At 73.6% G+C, this 23,277-nt stretch carries 15 protein-coding genes and 1 pseudogene; 5 read left to right on the top strand and 11 right to left on the bottom strand.

The window, feature by feature from the left end:
- Positions 1-56: 56 nt before the first annotated feature.
- Positions 57-881 (top strand): annotated as a pseudogene (locus CCN44_RS01800) (SGNH/GDSL hydrolase family protein); the annotation flags it as partial.
- Between the two features lie 281 nt (positions 882-1,162).
- Here CCN44_RS01800 and CCN44_RS01805 read toward each other — a convergent pair.
- The 5 genes from CCN44_RS01805 to CCN44_RS01825 form a co-directional block, all read right to left on the bottom strand.
- Positions 1,163-2,032, bottom strand: coding sequence for a 5-oxoprolinase subunit C family protein (locus CCN44_RS01805; protein WP_086696672.1), 870 nt, complete (start codon positions 2,030-2,032; stop codon positions 1,163-1,165).
- Positions 2,033-2,102: 70 nt separating this feature from the next.
- The gene (locus CCN44_RS01810) at positions 2,103-2,720 is read right to left on the bottom strand and encodes a 5-oxoprolinase subunit B family protein (protein WP_059248170.1); all 618 of its coding nucleotides are present in this window, start codon (positions 2,718-2,720) and stop codon (positions 2,103-2,105) included.
- Positions 2,717-3,475: a LamB/YcsF family protein gene (locus tag CCN44_RS01815; RefSeq protein ID WP_059248169.1), complete on the bottom strand. Its 759-nt coding sequence runs from the start codon at positions 3,473-3,475 to the stop codon at positions 2,717-2,719. The genes CCN44_RS01810 and CCN44_RS01815 overlap by 4 nt, the downstream gene beginning before the upstream one ends.
- Before the next feature lie 62 nt (positions 3,476-3,537).
- Positions 3,538-4,368: a putative hydro-lyase gene (locus CCN44_RS01820; protein WP_086696680.1), complete on the bottom strand. Its 831-nt coding sequence runs from the start codon at positions 4,366-4,368 to the stop codon at positions 3,538-3,540.
- A gap of 5 nt (positions 4,369-4,373) precedes the next feature.
- Complete coding sequence (locus CCN44_RS01825; RefSeq protein WP_086696673.1) at positions 4,374-5,696, bottom strand: MFS transporter; 1,323 nt, start codon at positions 5,694-5,696, stop codon at positions 4,374-4,376.
- Between the two features lie 126 nt (positions 5,697-5,822).
- On the opposite strand from CCN44_RS01825, the gene CCN44_RS01830 reads away from it, so the two are divergent.
- From CCN44_RS01830 to CCN44_RS01845, 4 genes are all read left to right on the top strand, one after another.
- Positions 5,823-6,524, top strand: a complete 702-nt coding sequence (locus CCN44_RS01830; RefSeq protein ID WP_086696674.1) for a GntR family transcriptional regulator — start codon at positions 5,823-5,825, stop codon at positions 6,522-6,524.
- A gap of 127 nt (positions 6,525-6,651) precedes the next feature.
- Positions 6,652-8,181 carry a hypothetical protein gene (locus tag CCN44_RS01835; RefSeq protein WP_086696675.1) on the top strand — a complete coding sequence of 510 codons (1,530 nt, stop codon included), beginning with the start codon at positions 6,652-6,654 and terminating at the stop codon, positions 8,179-8,181.
- 31 nt (positions 8,182-8,212) lie between these two features.
- A complete protein-coding gene (locus CCN44_RS01840) occupies positions 8,213-9,091 on the top strand; it encodes a hypothetical protein (RefSeq protein WP_059248165.1) in 879 nt (292 codons plus the stop codon).
- Positions 9,092-9,163: 72 nt separating this feature from the next.
- Positions 9,164-13,798: a coiled-coil domain-containing protein gene (locus CCN44_RS01845; RefSeq protein WP_086696676.1), complete on the top strand. Its 4,635-nt coding sequence runs from the start codon at positions 9,164-9,166 to the stop codon at positions 13,796-13,798.
- A 3-nt stretch (positions 13,799-13,801) separates the two neighbouring features.
- On the opposite strand, the gene CCN44_RS01850 is transcribed toward CCN44_RS01845, so the two are convergent.
- The 6 genes from CCN44_RS01850 to CCN44_RS01875 are packed head-to-tail and all read right to left on the bottom strand — an operon-like array spanning position 13,802 to position 23,254.
- Positions 13,802-15,352 carry a GMC family oxidoreductase gene (locus CCN44_RS01850; protein ID WP_059248163.1) on the bottom strand — a complete coding sequence of 517 codons (1,551 nt, stop codon included), beginning with the start codon at positions 15,350-15,352 and terminating at the stop codon, positions 13,802-13,804.
- A gap of 32 nt (positions 15,353-15,384) precedes the next feature.
- Positions 15,385-16,956: an APC family permease gene (locus tag CCN44_RS01855; RefSeq protein WP_059248162.1), complete on the bottom strand. Its 1,572-nt coding sequence runs from the start codon at positions 16,954-16,956 to the stop codon at positions 15,385-15,387.
- 19 nt (positions 16,957-16,975) lie between these two features.
- Positions 16,976-18,442, bottom strand: a complete 1,467-nt coding sequence (locus CCN44_RS01860) for an aldehyde dehydrogenase family protein (protein ID WP_086696681.1) — start codon at positions 18,440-18,442, stop codon at positions 16,976-16,978.
- Positions 18,435-19,580: an aromatic ring-hydroxylating oxygenase subunit alpha gene (locus tag CCN44_RS01865; RefSeq protein ID WP_086696677.1), complete on the bottom strand. Its 1,146-nt coding sequence runs from the start codon at positions 19,578-19,580 to the stop codon at positions 18,435-18,437. Before CCN44_RS01865 ends, CCN44_RS01860 begins: the two co-directional genes overlap by 8 nt.
- 11 nt (positions 19,581-19,591) lie before the next feature.
- On the bottom strand, positions 19,592-20,782 hold the full coding sequence (gene solA / locus CCN44_RS01870; protein WP_059248160.1) for an N-methyl-L-tryptophan oxidase: 1,191 nt from the start codon (positions 20,780-20,782) through the stop codon (positions 19,592-19,594).
- Positions 20,783-20,791: 9 nt separating this feature from the next.
- Complete coding sequence (locus tag CCN44_RS01875; protein WP_086696678.1) at positions 20,792-23,254, bottom strand: GcvT family protein; 2,463 nt, start codon at positions 23,252-23,254, stop codon at positions 20,792-20,794.
- Positions 23,255-23,277 lie beyond the last annotated feature (23 nt).

Below are 23,277 nucleotides of genomic sequence, written 5' to 3' on the forward strand. Positions count from 1 at the left end.
CTCCGGCACGGCGGGCCGGGGGACGACGCCCGGCCCGCCGTGCCGGAGGGTGTGGCGTGAGACCCGTCCGGTTCGTCGCCCTCGGGGACTCGCTGACCGAGGGCGTGGGCGACCCGGCCGGTGCCGGGTGGCGGGGCTGGGCCGCGCTGCTTGCGGCCTCCCTCGCCGAGGACAGCGAGCACGTGCGCTTCACCAACCTCGCGGTCAGCGGGGCGCAGACCCGGGACGTGCTGGAGCGGCAGACGCCGGCCGCCCTGGCGCTGCGCCCCGACCTGGTGTCCGTCGTCATCGGCGTCAACGACACGCTGCGCCGCACTTTCGACATCCACGCCGTGGCGGCGCACCTCGACCAGGTCTACGCGTCCTTCGCCCGGCAGGGCGCCACACTGCTCACCGCCTGTCTGCCCGACCCCGGTGCGATGCTCCGGCTCCCCGACGCCCTGGCCCGCCCGCTGGCCCGCCGGCAACGGGCCGTCAACGCGGTCGTGCACGCCCTGTCCGACCGGTACGGCGCCGTCCACCTGCACGCGGCGGACGACGGCTGGATCAGCGACCGGACCCTGTGGAGCGCGGACCGGCTGCACCCGGGGGAGCGCGGACACCGGCAGCTCGCCGTCCGCTGTCACGCCCTGCTCGCCGAGACCGGCCGCGCGACCGGGCAACCGCCCTCGGCCGAGCCGGAGTCCCCCGCGCCGACCCGCACGGCGAGCCTGCGGTGGCTGGCCACGGCCGGGACCGGCTGGGTACTCCGGCGCTGCACCGATCTGCTGCCGCAGCTGCTGCGCCTCGCCGCCGACGAACTGCACCACCGGGCCCGGGGCACCGGCGCCCGCCTGGACCTGCGCGCGTCGGCCGCGGTCTCGGCGGCGCTCGCGTCCCTGCCGGCGGCCGGCGGCGGCGTGGCCGAGGCGGCAGACGCCCTTACGGCAGACGCCTTCACGGGGCCGGCCCTGAACGTGGGGGGTCTTGAGGCGGGGCCCGTCGAAGGGGGCGCGGCGGGCCCCGTCGCGGCCGGCGAGGCGGCGGGAGGCCCAGCCGAGGCCGTCTCGGCCGTCCCGGTCGTCGCGGCCGAGCCGCACCGCGCCCAGGGCGGCACGGCGGTCCAGGCAGCGGGCGCCGTCGCGGGTTCCGGGGCTGTCGCGGACGGCACGGCCGCCGACGCTCAGCGGCGGCGCACCGGTACGAACCGGACCGGGGTGCCCGGCAGCGCCTGCGCGGCGGCCGGCAGGTCGGCGGCGCGGACCACCGCGATCACCGGGTAGCCGCCGGTGGTCGGATGGTCCGCGAGGAAGACCACCGGGCGCCCGTCCGGCGGGACCTGCACCGCGCCGAGGACCATGCCCTCGCTGGGGAGTTCACCGGGCCGCGCCCGCTCCAGCGCGGGCCCCTCGGTACGCAGGCCGATGCGGTTGCTCGCCGCGGAGACCCGGTACGCGCGCGTGGCGAGATCCCGGAGCGCCCGCGCGGTGAACCAGTCGGCGCGCGGGCCCGGAATCACCCGGAGCACGATTTCGGCCGGCGGACGCGGCTGCGGCGTGCCGTCCACGCGCGCGGGAGGGCCGTACGGGGCGCCCAGCGGCAGCACCATGCCGTCCGCCAGCGGGGCCGGGCCCAGGCCGGACAGCAGGTCGGTGGCGCGGCTGCCGAGCACGGGCTCCACGGCGACGCCGCCGCCGACCGCGAGGTAGCTGCGTACGCCCGCCGTGGCCGCGCCCACCTCCAGCAGCTCACCCGCCCGCACCAGGACGGGGGCGCCCCACGCGGCCGGACGGCCGCCCACCGCCACCGGGCACGGCGCGCCGCAGACCGCCACGGTCACCGTCGAACGCGGGCGCACGGCGCAGCCGTTGAGCGTGGTCTCCAGGACGGCGGCGTCCGGCGGGTTGCCGACGAGCCGGTTCACCAGTGCCGCGGCGGGCGCGTCGAGCGCGCCGGAACGGGGCACGCCGAGATGCGCGTACCCCGGCCGCCCGCGGTCCTGCACGGTGGTCAGCGCCCCGGCGCGCACCACGACGAGCGCACGATCGGTCATCCGCCCTCCCCGGCCGGGGTCCGCGCCGTCACGGCGTCCACGCGTGCGCGTGCCGCCGTCCGCTCCCCGGTCATGCGTCCTCCACCGGTACGAACCGTACGCGTGCTCCCGGGGCCAGCAGCGCGGCCGGTACGCGCGTGTGGTCCCACAGCACCGCGTCCGTCGTACCGATGAGCTGCCAGCCGCCCGGTGAGGAGCGCGGGTACACGCCGGTGTAGGGCCCGGCCAGGGCCACCGCACCGGCGGGCACGGAGGTGCGCGGGGTGGCGCGGCGCGGGACGTGGAAGCGGTCCGGGAGCCCGGTGAGATAGCCGAAGCCGGGCGCGAAACCGCAGAAGGCCACCGTGAACTCGGTGCCGGCGTGGATACGGGCCGCCTCCCCCTCGGACACCCCCCAGCGCTCGGCGACCGCCGCGAGGTCCGGGCCGTCGTAGCGCACCGGCAGTTCGATCGGCCCGCGCGCGTGGGCGGGCACCTCCGGTATCCGCGCGGTGGTCAGCTCCGCCGCCCAGCGGGCCGGGTCGGCCAGTCCGTCGAGCAGGACCGTACGGGCCGCCGGGACGATCTCGCGCACGGTGAGCGCGCCCTCCGCGCGGCGCCGCACCAGCTCCGCGTGCAGGGCCTGTGCCTCCTTTCCGGACGACACCTCCACGAGCAGCGCGTCGTCGCCGACGGGCAGCGCCCTCACGCGAACGCCTCCACCCGCACCCCCGCGGCCACCAGCCGCTCGCGCACCCGCCGCGCCAGGCCCACCGCGCCCGGCGTGTCGCCGTGCAGGCACAGCGACCGGGCCCGCACCTGGATCCGCGCGCCGGACTGCGCGATCACGGCGCCCGAGCGCGCGAGGCTCACCGAGCGTTCCACGACGGCGTCCGGGTCGGTCACCACGGCGCCGTCCCGGCCGCGCGGCACCAGCGTGCCCTCGTCGGTGTACGCGCGGTCCGCGAAGGCCTCCGTGACGGCCGGCAGCCCCGCCTCGGCGGCCAGCGCCAGCAGCCGCGAGCCGGGCAGACCCAGCACCGGCAGCGAGGCGTCCGCCAGCCGCACGCCGTCGATGACCGCGCGGGCCTGCTCCTCGTCGTGCACGACCCGGTTGTAGAGCGCGCCGTGCGGTTTGACGTACGCCACGCGCGCCCCCGCCGCCCGCGCGAACACCTCCAACGCGCCGATCTGGTAGGCCACTTCGGCCGCCAGCTCGGCGGGCGGCACGTCCATCGCGCGCCGCCCGAAGCCCGCGAGGTCCCGGTAGGAGACCTGCGCGCCGATCGTCACCCCGCGCTCGGCCGCCAGGTCGCACACCCGGCGCATGGTGGCCGCGTCCCCGGCGTGGAAGCCGCAGGCCACGTTGGCGCTGGTGACGACGGACAGCAGCTGCTCGTCATCGGTCAGCCGCCAGCGGCCGAAGCCCTCGCCGAGGTCGGCGTTCAGATCGATCGCGGTCATGGTGTTCTCGTGTCTCCGGTTCGCTGCGGATGTTCGGGGGCGGGGGGCGCGTACGGCCGGTCTCAGTCGACGCCGACCAGCCGGTACTGCTCGTCGCGGGCGTCGGTCAGGAACATCTGGCCCGGCGCGTGCGTGATCGCGAACGGCGGCCGGGAGGCCGTCACGGCCGCCTGCGGGGTCACCCCGCAGGCCCAGAACACGGGGATCTCGCCGTCGGCGACGGTCACCGGATCGCCGAAGTCGGGCCGGCCGAGGTCCTCGATGCCGAGGGCCGCGGGATCCCCGCAGTGCACCGGACCGCCGTGGACGGCCGGCAGCAGGCTGCTCTCCCGGATCGCCGCCCGCAGATGCTCGGGCGGCACCGGCCGCATGGACACCACCATCGGCCCGCGCAGCCGGCCCGCCGCCCGGCACTCCCGGCCGGTCACGTACATCGGCACGTTCCGGCCCTGCTCCACGTGCCGGATCGGCACGCCCGCCCGGGCCAGCGCCCACTCGAAGGTGAAGCTGCACCCGAGCAGGAACGACACCAGGTCGTCCCGCCAGTACGCGCGCGCGTCCGTGGGCTCGTCCACCAGCTCGCCGTCCTGCCACACCCGGTAGCGCGGCAGGTCGGTGCGCAGATCGGCACCCTCGGCGAGGACGGTCGTCGAAGCGCCGGCGTCCGTGACGTCGAGCACGGGGCAGGGCTTGGGATTGCGCTGGCAGAACAGCAGCATGTCGTAGGCCCAGTCGGCGGGCACCGCGATCAGGTTGGCCTGCGTGTGGCCCGCCGCGACTCCCGCGGTGGGCCCGGTCAGCCCCGCGCGGAAGCGGGCCCGCGCCGTTTGGGGGCTCCACGCGTGCGCGTGCGCGTCGACGGTGATGACAGGACGGTCCTCGGTACGCTCCACCCCGGTCACGCCAGCTCCTTCCCGCGCGTCTCCGGCAGGCCGAGCAGCGCCAGCGCCGCGAGGCCGTAGCCGATCGCGCCGAAGACCAGCGCCCCGCCGACGCCCCAGCTGTCCGCGAGGAAGCCCACGAGGGTCGGGAAGACCGCGCCCACCGCGCGGCCCGTGTTGTACGTGAAGCCCTGGCCGGTGCCGCGCACCGCCGTCGGATACAGCTCGCTCAGGTAGGAGCCGAAGCCGCTGAAGATGGCCGACATGCAGAAGCCGAGCGGGAAACCGAGCACCAGCAGCAGGGTGTTGGCGCCGTGCGGGATGTTCGCGTACGCCAGGATGCACAGCGCCGACAGCAGCGCGAACAGCCAGATGTTGTTCCGCCGACCGAGCCGGTCGGTCAGGTGGCCGCCGGTCAGGTAGCCGAGGAAGGCGCCGGAGATCAGGAAGGTCAGATAGCCGCCGGTGCCGACGACCGACAGGCCGCGGTCGGACTTCAGGTATGTCGGCACCCAGGTCGCCAGCGTGTAGTAGCCGCCCTGCACGCCGGTGGACAGCAGGCTCGCGAAGAGCGTGGTGCGCAGCAGGCCCGGGGCGCCGTCCCGGCCCGGCCGGAAGATCGCCGCGAAGGAGCCCCGGCGCGGGTCCTGTTCGCGGGCCGCAGTCGCCGCCGGAGCGTCGTGCACCTGGCGGCGCAGCCAGACCACGAGCAGGGCCGGCAGCGCGCCGGTCCAGAACATGATCCGCCAGGCCAGGTCGTCGTCGGCGAAGGAGAAGACCAGCGTGTAGACGATCGCCGCCAGTCCCCAGCCGACCGCCCAGGAACTCTGGATCGCGCCGAGCGTACGGCCCCGGTGGCGCGCGCTCGTGTACTCGGCGACCAGGATCGCGCCGACCGCCCACTCGCCGCCGAAGCCGAGGCCCTGGAGCGCGCGGAAGACCAGCAGCGTCTCGTAGGTGGGCGCGAAGCCGCAGGCGACGGTGAAGACGGCGTACGTGATCACCGTGATCATCAGGGCCCGGACCCGGCCCACCCGGTCCGCGATCACGCCCGCGGCGGCGCCGCCGACCGCCGAGACCACCAGCGTGACCGTGGTGAACAGGCCGGTCTGGCCGCTGTTGAGGCCGAAGTACGCCGAGAGCGCCACCATGCTCAGCGGCAGGGTGAAGTAGTCGTAGGAATCCAGGGCATATCCGCCGAAAGCACCGGCGAACGCGCGCCGGCCGCGCGGCCCGAGGGCGCGCAACCAGCCGAACGGGCCGTCCTCGGCGGTGGGTTCGTCCCGCGCGGGGCGTACGTCGGTGGAGGGCGCGGACCGGGGTGGTGGGGTCGTGCTCATGGGCACCTCGCAGATGAGGGACGGAGGGTGCTGGAAAGTGAGCCGTGCGGAGCACCGTAGAGGATCGTTCAACGATCCTTCAATACCCATGTTGTTTCGTTCTGGTGGCTGCGATTGAATTCCGGCATGGCAGAGCAGCTGACGGGACTGGCCGGCGACCGGGTCCTCCTGGGCCGTACGAGCACCGCGGAGCGCGTTTCGGACATCCTCAGGAGCCGCATCTCCGAGGGCTACTTCCCGCCCGGCACCCGGCTGTCCGAGGACAGCATCGGCGGGGCGCTCGGCGTCTCCCGCAACACCCTGCGCGAGGCGTTCCGGCTGCTCACCCACGAGCGCCTGCTGATCCACGAACTCAACCGCGGCGTGTTCGTACGCGTCCTGACCGTCGAGGACGTGGAGGACATCTACCGCACGCGCTCGCTCGTCGAGTGCGCCGTCGTCCGGGGGCTGGGCGGGCCGCCCTACCGGCTGGGCGGGCTGATCGCGGCGGTCGAGGAAGGGCGGACGGCGGCGGCCGAGAACGACTGGAAAGGGCTGGGCACGGCCAACATCCACTTCCACCGGGAACTGGTCGCCCTCGCCGGCAGCGAACGCACCGACGAACTGATGCGCAGCGTCTTCGCAGAGCTGCGCCTGGCCTTCCACGTCGTGGACGACCCGCGCCGCCTGCACGAGCCCTACCTCGCCCGCAACGCCCAGATCCTGCAGGCGCTGCAGGCGGGGGACCGGCGCGGCGCGGAACGGATGCTGGAGACGTATCTCGCGGACTCGCTGGAGCGCGTGGTGGAGGTGTACCGGCGCCGGGTGGGCGAGGAGAGCGCCCCTTAGCGGCGCGGGGAACGGCCGGCCGGCCCCGGACGGTTTGCGCCCGGACGACGCCCCGCGGCCGTGCCGGCCGGACCGGCCGAGCCTCTCGTTTGGGCCGATGTCAGACCCAGGACCTAGTCTGTGCACCGTGACTTCGCCTGCATCGACGGACAGTGTTCCGCCCCAGCTCAGCGCGGGGCCGCGCCCGGCTCCGGGTCCGGCCGCCGACGAGGGGCTGGCGCGTCGGCTGCGCGCGCTCGCGTGCACCGCGCCGCTGCACGATCTGGACGCGCGCAAGGCCAACCTGGCCGGCGAGTACTCGGTGTACGGGATGGCCGAGGTGGCGCTGGCCGCCATCGACCTGGTCACGCTGAACATGGACTTCGACACCGGCGCCGACCACGAGCAGATCGTGGCCCGGCTGATCCCGCGCATCGCCGCCCAGGCCCCGCACCGGCCCGCCGCCGAGCACGAGCGCGTGGCCCGCTGGGTCCTGGAGAACCTGATCAACGTCGGCAGCGTGGACCGCGGCTTCCGCGCGGTCTACGGCACCTTCGCACCGGACGGCACGTACGTCCGCCGCGACTACGACTTCAAGCTGATCGAGGAGGTCCCCGGCCCCGGCGGCACGGTGTACCTGCGGACGACCGACGAGGCGGTCAACGTCCTGGTCGGCGCCCTCGACACCGACGTCACCAGCGCCCAGATCGCCGCCGAGGTCAAGCTGGAGGTGCTGATCAACCGCGGCCGGCTCGCCGACGCCCAGCTCGCCGCCGAGCAGGCCCGCTACCGCACGGTGCAGTACTCCGAGACCCTCCGCCGCGCCCTGGAGGCCACCCGGCGCAACGTCCGCGCGGTCGACTGGCTCAACGCCGTCCCCGACATGATCGCCGAGGCGCTGGACCACGTGGCCGAGCGCTACCGCCACGAGAACGCCATCCTCACCAACATCCGCAAGGCGCGCGACGAGACCGAGGAGCCGGAGCACAAGCGGCGCGCCGCCGAGCTGGTCGACATCGTCAAGGACTGCATCCGGCGCCACACCCAGCTGCAGTCCCGCCTGCTGGAGGCGGGCCCGCTGTTCCGCGCCGAACAGGACCGGCAGGCCTTCGCCACGCCGGCGACGACGTCCGGGATAGACCTCTACGGCCATCTCGTCGCCCCCGTGCTGCCGCTTCCCCTGGAGCAGGCGATCCGGGTGACGGACGCGTTCTTCGCGCGCGGCACCGGACTGCGCACACCCGTGTCCGTCCGGGTCGCGGACCTCGTCGACATACTGCTGACCCCGCCCGTGGAGCGCGAGCACCTGGGCGCGGAGATGCCCGAACCCGACCTGATCGCCACACCGGACGACAGCCGGTTCAGCGAGGAGCAGCTGGCCGCCGCGACGGAGCTGCTGGACCTGCCGGCCGACGCCCCGCGCCGGCTCTCCGGACTGCTCGCCGAGGCCCGCCGGACCGGTGATCCGGACCTGGCCTACCTGGTGGCGCTGCTGGCGGTGCACGCGGCCAGCCCGGCCGTCGGCACCGCCTACCGGCAGGGCGAGCAGAAGCTGCTGTTCGCCGTGGACGACGGGACCGAGCTGGACGATCCCGAGTTCGGCGGGGCGGACCTCATCGTGGGAACGGCCCTGCTGGACGCGGCCGGGATGGCCGCGGACCGGACGGAAGCAGCATGAGTGGACCACAGCACGACAAGGAGCCCAACCCGTGACCGAGCACGTCGACCGGAGTGAACCCGAGCCTGCCGCCCCGCCGGCGGGCTCTACCGTCACCCCCGCCGACGCCGCCGACGCGGCGCGGCTCGTCGCCTTCGGACTCCAGCCGAAGCTGGCGCCCGCGCGCGACCAGGAGTACACGGAACTGCTGCGCCGCTACCGCGACGACCCGGCGTTCGCCCGGCTCGCGGACGCCGTCGCCGCCGGTCTGGGGCTCGTCGTGCTGGAGGTGTCCCCGCGCGCGGGCATGGCCGTGACCGCCGCCGAGGACTCGGTCTTCGCCGTCCGCATGGGTGACTACGCGCGTCGCACCGCCGCCGACTCCGGCGACCGCTTCCTGCACGGACTCGCCCATCTCGCGGTCGCCGCGCTGGCGTTCCCGCGCCCGGAGGACCTGGCCGACGACTCCTACATCGGCCGGGTCACCGTCAACGGCGTCGACGCCTTCGTACGGCAGGCCTGCCGCCGCCTGGAGGAGCGCGCCGAGGAGCAGGGCGAGAACACCGACCCGGCGACCGACGCGCCCGGCCTGGAGGCCGCCTGGCGGATCTGGGCCAGACGCAGCGCCACCGGCGCCACCAAGGACGCCCGCCGGCCGGCCGCCTCCACCACCGGCATCGTGGCGAAGGCCCTGGCCTTCCTCACCGACTCGGGCTTCCTGCAGCGCACCGGCGACGACAACGGCGGCACCTACCGCACCACCGCCCGCTACCAGCTCCAGGTCCGCGACATGGCCGGGAACGCCGCCCTGACCGAACTGCTGGAGCTGGGCGTCGTCCCGGTCACCGACGGCACGGCCACGCTGCTGCCCGCCGAGGACACCGAGGACCTGGACCTGGTGGCCGACGCCGGGCTGCCGTTCCACTCCTGACGCCCGGAAGCTCCCGCAGCCCCAGACGTCCCCGAACCACCGCACCTTTCATCAGACTTACGAGAGTCCGCCATGTACGAGCTGTCCAGGGTCCGCCTCTACTCCATCGGTCCGGCCGGTGCGCGCTACGCCGACACCGTGCTTGACCTGCGGGGTGTCGGCCAGCCCGTGCCCGACCCGGCGCCCACGCAGGCGGAGTTCTTCGAGGAGGAGCCGTCCGGTCCGCCGCGCCGGCCCGCGCCCGCGGGCGTGCTGTTCCTGGAGAACGGCGGCGGCAAGTCCGTCCTGCTCAAGCTGATCTTCTCGGTGATGCTGCCCGGCCACCGCAACACCCTCGGCGGTGCCAGCTCCGGCGTGCTGCGCAAGTTCCTGCTCGCCGACGACTGCGGCCATGTGGCCCTGGAGTGGCAGCACGTGCAGACCGGCGAGTGCGTGGTCGTCGGCAAGGTCAGCGAGTGGCGCGGCCGGCAGGTCTCCAACGACCCGCGCAAGTTCGCCGAGGCCTGGTACTCCTTCCGCCCCGGTCCCGGCCTCAGCCTGGACAACCTGCCCGTCGCCGAGGCCACCGCCGTACGACCGCCCGCCGAGGGCACCTCCGGCGCGCAGGGCCGCCGCCGCACCATGAAGGGCTTCCGCGACGCCCTCATGGAGGCCGGCAAGGCCTACCCGCACCTGGAGGTGCACTGGGAGGAGATCCACGAGCGCTGGACCGAGCACCTCGGCGACCTCGGCCTCGACCCCGAACTCTTCCGCTACCAGCGGGAGATGAACGCCGACGAGGGCGAGGCGGCCGGCCTCTTCGCGGTCAAGAAGGACTCCGACTTCACCGACCTGCTGCTGCGCGCGGTCACCGACACCCGCGACACCGACGGCCTCGCCGACCTGGTCAGCGGCTTCGGCAACAAGCTCGGCCGGCGCGCCGAGCTGATCGCCGAACGGGACTTCACCGCCGGCTCGGTCGACCTGCTCGGCCGGATCGTGGAGGCGGCCGAGGCGCGGGCACGCGCGCGTGACGTCCACGCGGGCGCCGAGCGCCGCACCCGCACGCTGGCCCGGCGGCTGTCCGCGCGGGCCGTGCAGGAGCGGATCCGGGCCGCCGACCTCGCGCAGCGGGTGACGGCCGCCGCGTACGCCGTCACGCACTCGGAGGGCGCCCGCGAGCGCAGTTCCCTCGTCGCCGCCGAACTCGCCTACCGGCACGCCTCGCTGGCGCTGGCCGCCGCCGAGAAGTCCGCCGCCGCGCAGAAGCGCGAGCTGGCCGACGCCCGCACCCTGCACTCCGCCTGGCAGGCCGCCGAGGCCGTGCTGCGCCACCGCGCCGCCGCCGACCGCGTCGCGCGCGTGTCCGCCGCCATCCAGGAGGCCGAACGGGACGCGGCCCCCGCGCTCGCCGCCCGCGCCAAGGCCGCCGTGGACCTCGTACGCGCCCTGCACGCCGCCGCCGAGAGCGCCGAGACCCTCGCCAACGAGGAGGAGGAGCGGTCCGCCGCGCTCCAGGAGGTCAGCGACTCCGCCTACCGCGACTCCACCGCCGCCGCGACCGAGGCGCAGCGCGCCCGCAGCGAGGCCGGGCACCTGCGCCAGCGGCTCGCCGAGGTCGAGCAGGAGACCGCCGAGGCCGTCCGCGCCGGCTGGCTGGACGACAGCGCGCCGGACGCCGACCCGGCGCGGGCCGCGCTCGCCGCCAGCGACGCCGAGAAGACCGCCGTGGCCGCCTGGGACGCGGCGCGCGAGGCCGCCCGCAAGGCCACCGAGCAGGCCCGCGAAGCGGCCTCGGCGGAGTCCCGCGCGGAGCTGACCGCGGCCCGCGCGGCGGACGCGGCGACCGCGGCCGAGCGGTCCTACGAGGCCGAGCGGCGCCTCGCCGAGTCGCTGGCCGCCGAGGAGCGGCTCGCGGAGCTGCTGAGCCTGCCGGGCGCGCCGGCGGCGGCACGCGCGAGCGTGCCCGGCCCCCGCAGCGGGGCGGACGACGCCGTCCCGGCCCCCCGGACCGTCGGCGAGGGCACCCTCACCCCCGAGGAACTCGACCGCTTCGCCGACGAGTTGCGCGAACTCCTCGACGACGCCGTCTCGACCGCCGAACGGCACCTCTTCGACCTGCGTACGGCCGCCGCCGACGACGCCCGCATCCTCGGTGCCCTCGGTGACGGCGGGCTGCTGCCGCCCGGCCCGGACGTGCTGGCCACCGTCGAGTTCCTCGGCGAACACGGCATCCCGGCGCTGCCCGGCTGGCGCTACCTCGCGCAGGCCGTCGATCCCGCCGACCACGCGCGCGTGCTCGCCGCCCGTCCCGAACTGGTCGACGGCGTGATCATCACCGACCCGGACACGCACGCGCGTGCCCGCGAGGCGCTCAGCGACGCCGCCCTGCTGCCGCGTTCCACGGTCGCCGTCGGCACCGCGGCGGCCCTGCTCGCCCCCGCCCCCGCCGGTGACGCCACGCCGAGCGACGTCTTCCTCGTGCCCCCGAACCCGGCCATGCACGACGAACACGCCGCCGACGAGGAACGCCAGGCACTGCGCGCACGGGCCACCGAACGCGACGAGGAGATCCGCGCCCTCGCCGCCCGCCTCGGCAAGGACCGGGAACTGGCCGCGCGGCTCGCCTCCTGGCGCACCGGCTGCCCCGCCGGACGCCTCACCGAGCTGGCCCGGGCCGCCGAGGAGGCCCGCGCCTTCGCCGAGGAGGCCGAGGCCGAACTCGCCGAGGCCCGCACCGCGCGCGCGGAGGCCGACGAGACGGCCGCCGAGGCCGCCCGGATCCGCGACGAACGGCAGGAGGCCGCGCAGAAGGCCCGGCGCGCCGCCGACGCCCTCGCCGGTCTCGCCTTCCGGCTCCGCGAGCGCGCCGGCTGGCAGGCGAAACTGCGCGAACTCGCCGACGATGCCGCCGAGTCCGAGGCCCGTGCGCAGGCGTGCCTGGAGCGGGCCCGCGCCGCCGATGAGGACCGCCGGGCCGCCCAGCGCGCCGCCGACGACGCCCGCCGCACCGCGCGCGCCCTGCGCGCCGAGCGCTCCGAGATCGCCGGCGCCCCCGACGACGTGCCCGTCGAGGACGCGGACGCCCCGAAGGCGTCCCTGCCCGCCCTCCGCGAGGCCTACCGGGCCGCCTCCCAGGTGTACGAGAAGGTCGGTGTCGGCGCCGACCTGCGCGCCGAGCAGGCCCGCGCGGAGAGCGACGAGAGCGCCGCCCGCGCCGAACTGGACCGGCTCAGCAACAAGGTCCGCACCCGCGCCGAACAGCTGCTCCAGTCGCCGGACGGCTCCGACGGGCCCTCCCGGCAGGCCGCCGCCGCGCGCGCGGAGGAGCTGGTGCAGCTCCTGGAGACGCGTATGTCGACCGCGAGCGAGCAGCTCGGCCGGCTGCGCGGCGAGGCGGAACGGCACGCGCCCGAGGACGGCGAGGCGCACACCGAACTGCCCGAGGAACTCGTCCCGCGCGACGCCGAGCACGCCCAGGCGCTGCTGCGCACCGCCACGGCCGAACTCGCCGCCCGCACCGAGGCGCTGGCCGAGGCCCGCGAGGCGCACGCGGAGCTGCTGGACGCCCACCGCGCCGCCGAGGACGCGGCCGGCGGCTTCGACGAGATCGCCGCGATGCTCCGCGACCTGCTGCGCGAGCACACCCCCGAGGAGGAGCAGGAGGAGCCGGAGCCGTACCCGGGCACCCTGGAGGAGGCCCGGCACTCCGCCGCCGAGGCCCGCCGCTCGCTGCGGGGCTGCGCCGCCGACCTGTCCGCCGCCGAGGCGGCCGTGCGCGAGGCGAGCGACGTCCTCGTCCGGCACGCCAACTCCACGCGCTACGAGCAGGTGCGCACCCCGGCCCGGCAGCAGATCCGGGAACTGCCCGCCTCCGCGCTGCCCGAGCACGCCCAGAAGTGGGCGGACGCGTTCGCGCCCCGGCTGCGCGTCCTGACGGACGAACTGGCCCAGCTGGAGCGCAACCGCGACTCCATCGTGGACCGGCTGCGCGGCCTGGTGGAGTCGGCCCTGGCGACGCTGCGCTCCGCCCAGCGGCTCTCCCGGCTGCCGGAGGGGCTCGGCGAGTGGTCCGGGCAGGAGTTCCTGCGCATCCGCTTCGAGGAGCCCGACCAGGCCACGCTCACCGAGCGGCTGGGCGAGGTCATCGACGAGGCCACGCGCGCGGCCGTCAAGAAGAACTCCGACCTGCGCCGGGACGGCATGTCCCTGCTGCTGCGGGGAGTCGCGGCGGCCCTGCAGCCGAAGGGCGTGGCCGTCGAGATCCTCAAGCCCGACGCCGTACTGCGCGCCGAGCGCGTCCCCGTCGGCCAGATGGGCGACGTGTTCTCGGGCGGTCAGCTGCTCACCGCGGCCATCGCCCTGTACTGCACGATGGCCGCGCTGCGTTCGAACGACCGGGGGCGGGACAAGCACCGGCACGCCGGCACGCTCTTCCTGGACAACCCGATCGGCCGCGCCAACGCGACCTATCTGCTGGAGCTGCAGCGAGCCGTCTCCGACGCGCTGGGCGTGCAGCTGCTGTACACCACCGGTCTGTTCGACACGACCGCGCTCGCCGAGTTCCCGCTGGTCATCCGCCTGCGCAACGACGCCGACCTGCGGGCGGGCCTGAAGTACATCAGCGTGGAGGAGCACCTCAGGCCCGGTCTGCCCCAGCCGCCCCAGGCCGGAGAGGCGGTGCACAGCGAGATCACGGCGACCCGGATGTTCAAGAAGCCGGCGTAGTGGTCAGCTGTCCTGCTTGATCAGATCGGCACACTTTTCTCCGATCATCATCGTCGTGATGCATGGATTGACCGCGATCAGGTCCGGCATCACCGACCCGTCGGCGACCCTCAGTCCCTCGACCCCCTTGACCCGCAGCCGCGCGTCGAGCGGGGCCGAGGGGTCGTCGTCGGCGCCCATCCTCACGGTGCAGGACGGGTGGTAGACGGTGTTGTGCGTCCTGCGGATGTACTCCAGCAACTCCTCGTCCGTCCGGACGTCCGGCCCCGGCGCCAGCTCGGCGCCCGCCCAGCCGCTCAGCGCCGGCTGTGCGGCGATCCTCCGCGCGAGCCTCAGCCCGTACGTCATGACGCGTACGTCGTGCTCGTGCGTGAAGTACCGCGGATCCACCTTCGGCTTGTCCCGGTAGTCCCGCGTCCGCAGCCGTACCGTGCCGCGTGACTTCGCCTTCGTCACGTTGGGGGTCAGGCAGAACGCGTTCTCCGAGGTCGGGTAGCCCCAGCGGGCGGTGTTCATGTCGAACGGCACCGACCCGTAGTGGAACATCAGGTCGGGCCGGTCCAGGCCGGGCTCGGTGTCGTAGAAGATGCCCGCCTCCCACCACTGGCTGGACGTGGTGGTCATCGGCTGCTTCGCCTCCCACATGATCACGCCCTCGGGGTGGTCCTGGAGGTTCTCGCCGACGCCCGGGGCGTCCACCACGACCTCGACGCCGACCTCGCGCAGATGCCCGGCCGGGCCGATGCCGGAGAGCATCAGCAGCTTCGGGGAGTCGATCGAGCCGCAGGAGACGATCACCTCGCGGCGGGCCCGTACCGTGCGCGTGTGCACCAGGTCGGGGTCCAGGTACTGCGCCCCCACGCACCGCCGCCCCTCCAGCACCAGCTTCTTGGCCCGCACCCCGGTCCGGACGTCCAGGTTCGGCCGTCTGCCGAGGACCGGGTGGAGATAGGCCACGGACGAGGACTGGCGGATGTTGTTCTCGTCGGAGTTGATCTGGAACCAGTTGGCCCCGCGCACCACCGTCCTCCCGGTGTTGAACGGGACCGTGGGTATGCCGGCCTGGGCACACGCCTCCAGCAGGGCGGCCCCGCACGGATCCCCGCCCTTCAGCGTGCGCAGCTTCACCGGGCCGGTGCGGCCGTGGTGGTCGCCGGGCGCGTCGTTGTTCTCCAGCCGCCGGTAGAGCGGGAACAGGTCGGCCGCGCTCCAGCCCGTACAGCCCTGGGCCGCCCAGTCGTCCAGGTCCTCCGCGGGCGCCCAGAAGGCGATGCAGGAATTGTGCGACGAACAGCCGCCCAGCACCTTCGCGCGCGCGTGCCGCATAAAGCTGTTGCCGCTGGTCTGCGGCTCGACCGGGTAGTCCCAGTCGTATCCCGACTCCAGCAGCCCCATCCAGCGCTCCAGTTTGAGGACGTCGTCGTCGCCGACGTCGCTGGGGCCCGCCTCCAGCACGCACACCGTCACCGAGGGATCCTCGGAGAGCCGGGCGGCCACGACATTGCCCGCGGTGCCGCCACCGACCACGACGTAGTCGAACTCATCGATGCTCATGTGACCTCCTGGCCAGCCGGAATCGGGCGGAATCACTCGGCCGCGGGGGCGGCGAGGGGAGCGGTCGGGGCGGCGGACGCGGCGTCCAGGCGGTGCTCGGCGAGCACGCCGGTGCGGTGCCGCTGGACGAACCAGTAGTAGGCGAAGCCACCGCCGGCGATGACCGCGACGAAGAGGACCGCGCCCCAGCGCAGGTACCAGTGGTACGGCGCCGCGGCGTTGTAGACCGAGGCGCGCGGCCAGATGAGGTTGACCGTCATGGCCGCGCCCCACACCACCGCGACGAGGTTGACGAGCAGCCCCCAGCGGCCCAGCGAGAACCTGCCCTCGCCCGCGGGCTGCCACGTGCCGCGCAGCCGGGCCACCAGCATCGGCGCGGTGACGCCCAGGTAGGCGAGGTAGATCATGATGATGCCGATGCTCGTGACGACCGTGAAGATCTGCGGCTGGCGGATGTTGACCACGAGGATCGCCAGCGCCAGCACGCCGATGATCACGGCCGGCAGGACCGGGGTCTGGAAGCGGGGGCTGACCCGGGCCAGCAGCGAGGACGCGGGGAGGTTGTTGTCCCGGGCCATGGCGAACGCCAGCCGGATCGCCGCCGTGTGCACGGCCAGCGCGCACACCGTGACCGCGATCAGCACGCACCACAGCATCGCCTTGCCGGCCGTCGGGCCGAGCACGTCGAGCACGACGTACTGCAGGCCGTCGGTGGACAGCTTGTCGCCCTTGAGGCTGGAGACGCTCATGAGCGCGAGCAGCAGCACCAGGCCGCCGAGGACGAACGAGGCGACGATCGCGCGGATGATCGCGCGCGGGGCGTTCCGGGACGGGTCCAGGCATTCCTCGCCGAGAGAGGAGGCGGTGTCGAAGCCGTACATGACGTACGCGGACGCCAGCGAGGCCACCAGGAAGGCACCGAGGTACCCCGTGGAGTACCCCGATCCCGTGTGGTTCGTCTCCATGACGACGTCAGGGCCGCGGGTGATGTGGACGGCGAAGAGGATGATCAATACAACGGTCGCGATCAACTCGATGAAGACGCCCGCCGTGTTGATCATGGCCATCAGCTTGACGCCGAACGCATTGATCAATGTGGTGAACAGGATCAACACGGCCGCGAGGACAACGGCATTGGTCGCCACGTCGTACTTGCCCGTGCCGTCCCCCACGAACTGGAACACCGACGAGATCTGCGGCAGCGTCAGCTGATAGGCCAGCGCGACCGCCGAGATGGACACGATGGACGCGATCAGCATGAGCCACCCGGCGAGCCAGCCGAGATGCGGATTGCCGATCTTCTTCGACCAGTTGTAGACCGAGCCGGCCACCGGATAGCGGGCGGCCAGTTCGGCGAAGCACAGCGCCACCATGAACTGGCCGCCGAACACCATCGGCCACGACCACCAATAGGCCGGACCGCCGCTGCCGTAGCCGAAGTAGAAGAGCTGGAAGGTGCCGGTCAGGATCGAGATGTAGCTGATCCCGGCGGCGAAGGTGTGGAAGTTGCCCAGGGTGCGCCTGAGTTCGGGCCGGTAGCCGAACTCGGCGAGTTCGGTGTCGTCGTGGTGGTGGGGGCCTGGCGATTGCTCGGTGGTCGTCATGAGCGGACTCCTCTGGCTGTCAGTCGAACCAGCCCTGCGGTGCCGGCGCGGTGTTGCGCCAGACGTGCTTCGTCTCGCGGTACTCGGCGAGCCCCGCCGGTCCGAGTTCGCGTCCGAACCCGGACTGCTTGTAACCACCCCACTCGGCCTGCGGCACGTACGGGTGGTAGTCGTTGATCCAGACCGTGCCGAGCCGCAGCCCCGCCGCCACCCGCGCGGCCCTGGCCTCGTCGCCGGTCCACACGGCGCCCGCGAGGCCGTAGACCGTGTCGTTGGCGAGCCGGACGGCTTCCGCCTCGGTGCTGAAGCGCTCGACCGTCAGCACCGGCCCGAAGGACTCCTCCCGGACCACGGACATGCCGCTCGCGCACTCGTCCAGAACGGTCGGCAGGTAGTAGAAGCCCTCGTCGTAGCCGGGGCCGGAGGGCCGGGCGCCGCCGCAGCGCAGCACCGCGCCCTCCGCGATGCCCCGTGCCACGTACGCCTCGACCTTGGCCCGGTGCGCCGCCGAGATCAGCGGCCCGGTCCGCGCCCGTTCGTCGAACGGCCCGCCCAGCCGGATCCGCCGGGCCCGCCGTACGACCTCGGCCACGAACCGGTCGTGCAGCGCGTCCTCGACCAGGAGCCGGGCACCCGCCGAGCAGACCTGCCCGGAGTGCAGGAAGACGGCGGTCAGCGCCATGTCGACCGCCGCCTCGAAGTCGGCGTCCGCGAAGACGATGTTGGGATTCTTGCCGCCGAGTTCCAGCGCGACCTTCTTCACCGTGCCGGCCGCCGCCGCCATCAGCCGGCGGCCCGTCTGCAGGCCGCCGGTGAAGGAGACCAGGTCGACGTCCGGATGGTCGGCGAGCGGGGCGCCCGCCTCCGGACCGGCGCCCAGCACCAGATTGGCCGTGCCCGGCGGCAGCCCCGCCTCCGCCAGCAGCCGGACCAGGTGGATCGCGGTGTGCGGGGTCAGCTCGCTGGGCTTGAGGACGAAGGTGTTTCCGGCCGCGAGCGCGGGGGCGACCTTCCACGCGGTCTGGAGGAGCGGGTAGTTCCAGGGCGTGATCAGGGCGCAGACGCCCACCGGCTCGTACACCACCCGGCTGTCGACGTCCGCCCGCCCGGTGTCGATGACCCGGCCGGTCTCGCTCGCCACCAGCCGCCCGAAGTAGCGGAAACAGTTGACGACATCGTCCATGTCGTACGCGCTCTCCACCAGCCGCTTGCCCGTGTCCAGGGACTCGGCGCGGGCCATGGCGTCCTTGTCCCGGGCGAGGAGGCCGGCGACCCGCAGGAGCAGGTCGGCGCGCTCGGCGGCCGGGGTGCGCGGCCAGGGGCCGGTGTCGAAGGCGCGCCGGGCCGCCGCGACGGCCTCCACCGTGTCCTTGCCGCCGGCCTCGTCCACGACCCCGACGAGGGAGCCGTCGGCGGGGCAGCGGATCTCCCGGGTGCGCTCGTCCAGGGCGGACCGCCACGTACCGTCGATGTACAGGTCAGGCATGAGCATCCCCCAGCCGGTCCAGCAGCCACTCGTGGAAGATCCCGATGTGGTGCTCGTTCGGCACCAGCACCCCGCCCCGGCGGTACGCGCGCGAGGACATCGCCGGCTGGGTGCGCTCGCACGCCTCGAAGTCCTGCGCGTTGACGCGGTGGAACAGCTCCACGGACTTCGACACGTCCGCGCCCGAGGCCACCACCTCCGGTGCGTACAGCCAGTCGCACTCCACCACCGTGCGGTCCTCGGCCAGCGGGAACATGCGGTGCAGGATGACGTGGTCGGGGACGAGGTTGACGAACACGGTCGGCTTGACCGTGATGGCGTAATAGCGGCGGTCCTGGTCGGCGGTCACCTCGGGCAGCTTGCCGAAGCCGGCGCTGCCGTCCACCGTGAAGCCCTTGACCTCCGCACCGAACTCCGCACCGTGGCCGACGTAGTACTGGGCCGCGTAGCCGTCGGCGAACTCCGGGAGCACCTCGGTGAGCTCGGGGTGGATCGTCGCGCAGTGATAGCACTCCATGAAGTTCTCGACGATCAGCTTCCAGTTGGCCCGCACGTCATAGGTGACGCGCTTGCCGAGGGCCAGCCGCTCGGTGCCGTAGTGCTCGATGGCCGCGGCGTCGCCGAGCCGTTCCACCGCCGCGTACATGACCGTGTCCTCGAAGGAGGGCGGTTCGTCGGCCAGGCACACCCAGGCGTAGCCGAGCCACTCGCGCAAGGCGACCTTGATCAATCCGTACGCGACCCGGTCGACGTCCGGCATCTTGATCAAGTTGGGCGCGGCGATCAATGTGCCGTCGAGGTCGTACGTCCATGCGTGGTACGGGCACTGGAGGTTGCGCCGCACCGTGCCGGACTGCTCGGTGCACAGCCGCGCTCCCCGGTGCCGGCACACATTGAGGAAGGCGCGCAGCTCGCCGGCGCGGGTCCGGGTGATGATGACGCTCTCGCGGCCCACCTGGACCGTGCGGAAGGCGCCGGGCCGGTCCAGATCGGCGCTGCGCACCGCGCAGAACCACAGCGACTCGAAGATGCGTTCCTGCTCCCGCCGGAACACCTCCGGGTCGGTGTAGTAATGGCCCGGAAGGGTCGCGATGAGGCTCGGGGAGATCGGGCTCCGGGAGATCGGGGTCGTCGTCACGGGCGGGCTCCTCAGGCGGGCGCGGCGGTGGCGTGGGTCCCCCCGCTCGAACGAGGTCGGGCGTGGGGGCGGGCGGGGTCGAACAGGCCGATCGGATGCGCGGTGGACCCGGTCAGCGCCAGGTCGGCCAGGATCTCGCCGACGACCGGCACGAACTTGAACCCGTGCCCGGAGAAACCGCAGGCCACGGTCACCGACTCCGGGTGCGCGGGGTGCCGGGCGATCACGAAGTGCTCGTCCGGGGTGTTGGAGTACATGCAGGTGGCGGCCTTGAGGAAGGTGCCCGGCAGGTCCGGGACACAGCGGGACATGTGGTCCGCCATGGCCCGGACCTCGTCCTCGTGCACGGTCCGGTCGATGGTCTCCGGAGTCGTCACCTGCCCTTTGCGGAAGAAGGCGACCTTGGCGCCGAGTTCCGGGCCGTCGATGGCCGGGAAGCCGTAGACCTGGACGCCGGCCGCGTCCTCCCAGACGTAGATCGGATGGTTCTCGGGCCGGAAGGGCTCGGTGCCGCCCCGGGGCTGGAACCAGTACATGACCTGCCGCTCGATGGTGAACGGCACCCCCAGGTCGGTGAGCAGCCGCGGTGCCCAGGCGCCGGGGCAGACCACCAACTGGCCGGCCGTGTACGTGTTCTCCGCCGTGTGGACGCGCACCCCGTCCCGGTACGGCTCCCAGCGCAGCACCGGCTCCTCGAAGTGCAGGTCGGCGCCCTGCCGGGTGGCCAGCTGAAGGTGTGCGGCGACCATGTTCTCGGGCCGGACCAGGCCCGCCTTCGCCTCGTACAGGGCGACCTCGTCGTCGTACGGGTTGAGGGTGGGGAAGCGGCGGCGGATCTCCTTCGCGTCCAGCATCTCGTGCGGCAGGTCCCACTCGGTCGCCGAACGCAGCGCGCCCGAGACGGTCCGCGACTGCGGCGGGCCGACCATCACGCCGCCCGACAGGATCGCGATGTCCCGTCCGGTGGCCCGTTCCAGGTCCTCGTACAGCTCATAGGCGCGCAGCAGCAGCGGTACGTACGCCGGGTCCTCGAAGTACGACTGCCGGGTGACGCGTGAACCGCCGTGGCTGGAGCCGCGGTTGTGGACCGGGCCGAACTTCTCCAGTCCGAGGACGCGGGCGCCGCGCGCGGACAGGTGGTGGGCGGCGGCGCTGCCCATGCCGCCGAGTCCGATGACGATGACGTCGTAAGACGGTGACACGAGCGCCTCCTAGCGGCGGATACGGGTCATCTCCGGGTCGAACAGCGGCTCGTCGGCGACGGTCGCCGCGACCTTCTCGCCGAAGTACTCGATGTGCACACCGGTACCGGTGGCGAGGCCGGCCGGCAGCCAGGCGTACGCGACGCAGCGGCCCAGCGTGTAGCCGTACGACGCGCTGGTCACGTAACCGGCCGGGGCGCCGTCGGCGTACACCGGCTCCTTGCCGAGGACCACGGCGGCGGGGTCGTCCAGCAGCAGCGGGGTGAGCCGGCGCGCGGGCTCCTGGGCCCGCCGGAGCGCCGCCTTGCCGACGAAGTCCTCCTTGTCCATGCGCACCGCGAAGCCGAGGCCCGCCTCGAAGGGAGTGTGCTCGTCGGTCATGTCGGTGCCCCAGGCCCGGTAACCCTTCTCCAGGCGCAGGGAGTTGAAGGCGGAGCGGCCCGCGGCGACCACGCCCAGCTCCTGCCCGGCCTCCCACAGCGTGTCCCAGAGCCGCAGCCCGAGGTCGGCCGTGGTGTACAGCTCCCAGCCCAGCTCGCCGACGTAGCTCAGCCGCATCGCCGTCACCGGCACATGTCCGACGTACGTCTGCTTCGCCCGGAAGTGGCCGAAGCCTTCGTGGGAGAAGTCGTCACCGGTCAGGGGCTGTACGAGGGCGCGGGCGAGCGGGCCCCAGACACCGACGCAGCAGGTGCCGGAGGTGATGTCGCGGATCTGGACCCCGTCCGGCGCGTGGCGGAGCAGCCAGTCGAGGTCGGCGGGGGAGTTGGCGCCGACCTGGAAGCGGTCGGGGGCGAGCCGGGCGACGGTGAGATCGGAGCGGATGCCTCCGGTCTCGTCCAGGAGCAGGGTGTAGGTGACCGCACCGGGTTTCTTGCGGAGGTTGTTGCTGGTCATGCGGTCGAGGAAGGCGAGGGCGCCGGGGCCGGTCACCTCCAGGCGGCGCAGCGGGGTCATGTCGTACAGGGCGACCTTCTCGCGGGTGGCCCGGGCCTCGGCTGCGGCGACGGGGGACCAGTAGCGGGCCGACCAGGCGTCGCGCTCGGGCAGCTCGCCGAGGGCGTCCACGAGCGGGGCGTTCGCCTCGTACCAGTGCGGGCGCTCCCAGCCGGTGCCCTCCAGGAAGAAGGCGCCGAGCTGCTGCTGGCGGGCGTGGAAGGGGCTGACGCGAAGAGGCCGGGGCTGTTCCATCGGCTGGAGCGGGTGGAGGACGTCGTACACCTCCACGAACTGCTGTGAACCGCGTTCACGGACGTACGCCGGTGAACGCTGCGCTTCCTCGAATCGCGTGACATCGCACTCGTGCACGTCGAGGGACGGCCGCCCGTGCACCATCCACTCGGCCACCGCCTTCGCCACCCCGGCCGAGTGGGTCACCCAGACCGCCTCGGCCAGCCAGAAGCCCCGCAGCCGCCGGGCCTCCCCGAGCACCGGCATACCGTCCGGCGTGAAGGAGAAGACCCCGTTGAACCCGGTCTCGATCTCGCAGGCGCGCAGCGCGGGGAGCAGCCGCCGGCAGTCCTCCCAGCTCGGCGCCCAGTCCTCGGTGGTGAAGGGATACGAGGACGGCATCTCCATGTCCCGGGCGCGTGCCTCGTCGTACGCGAGAACCGCGAACGGGTCCACCGGTATCGGCCGGTGCGCGTACGAGCCGATCCCGATGCGGTCCGTGTGCTCGCGGAAGTACAGGTCGCGGTCCTGGAAGCGCAGGATGGGCCGCGTGGCCTCGGCCGTGGCACCGCTCAGCTCGGGCAGCGGCCCGGTCTTCGCGTACTGGTGCGCGAGGGGTTGCAGGGGTACGTCGATGCCGGCCATGCGGCCGATCACGGGGCCCCAGAACCCGGCCGCGCTGACCACGTGGTCGGCCGGGAAGACGCCCCGGTCGGTGACGACCGCGGTGACCCGGCCGTCCTGCTGGTCGATGCCGGTGACCGTGTGCCGGTCGAGGAAGCGGGCGCCGCGCGCGGTGGCGCGGTCCATCTGGGCGCGCGCCGCGAGAAGGGCCCGGGCCAGGCCGTCGTCCGGGGTGTGGAAACCGCCGAGGACCACCGACTCGTCCAGCAGGGGCCAGAGTTCCTTGCACCGGGCCGTGTTCACGACCTCGCCGCGGATACCCCAGGAGGCCGCGTAGCCGGCCCTGCGGTGCAGGTCCGCCAGGCGTTCGGGGGTGGTCGCGAGTTCCAGGCCGCCGACCTGCTGGAAGCAGGAGACGCCGTCGACCTGGAGGGAGCGGAACTTCTCGACGGTGTAGCGGGCGAACTCCGCGAGGGTCCTGGACGGACTGGTCTGGAAGACGAGCCCCGGAGCGTGCGAGGTGGAGCCGCCGGGCGCGGGCAGCGGGCCCTGTTCGAGGACGGTGACGTCCGTCCAGCCGCGGGCGGTCAGCTCGTCGGCGAGCGAGCAGCCGACGATGCCGGCGCCGATGACGACGACACGGGGTCCCTGGGACCGTTGTTCGGGTGTGCTGGACATGCCCCTCCTTGTGGTGGCGGGGA

It is taken from the genome of Streptomyces tricolor (genome assembly GCF_002155905.1).
Lineage (GTDB): Bacteria > Actinomycetota > Actinomycetes > Streptomycetales > Streptomycetaceae > Streptomyces > Streptomyces tricolor.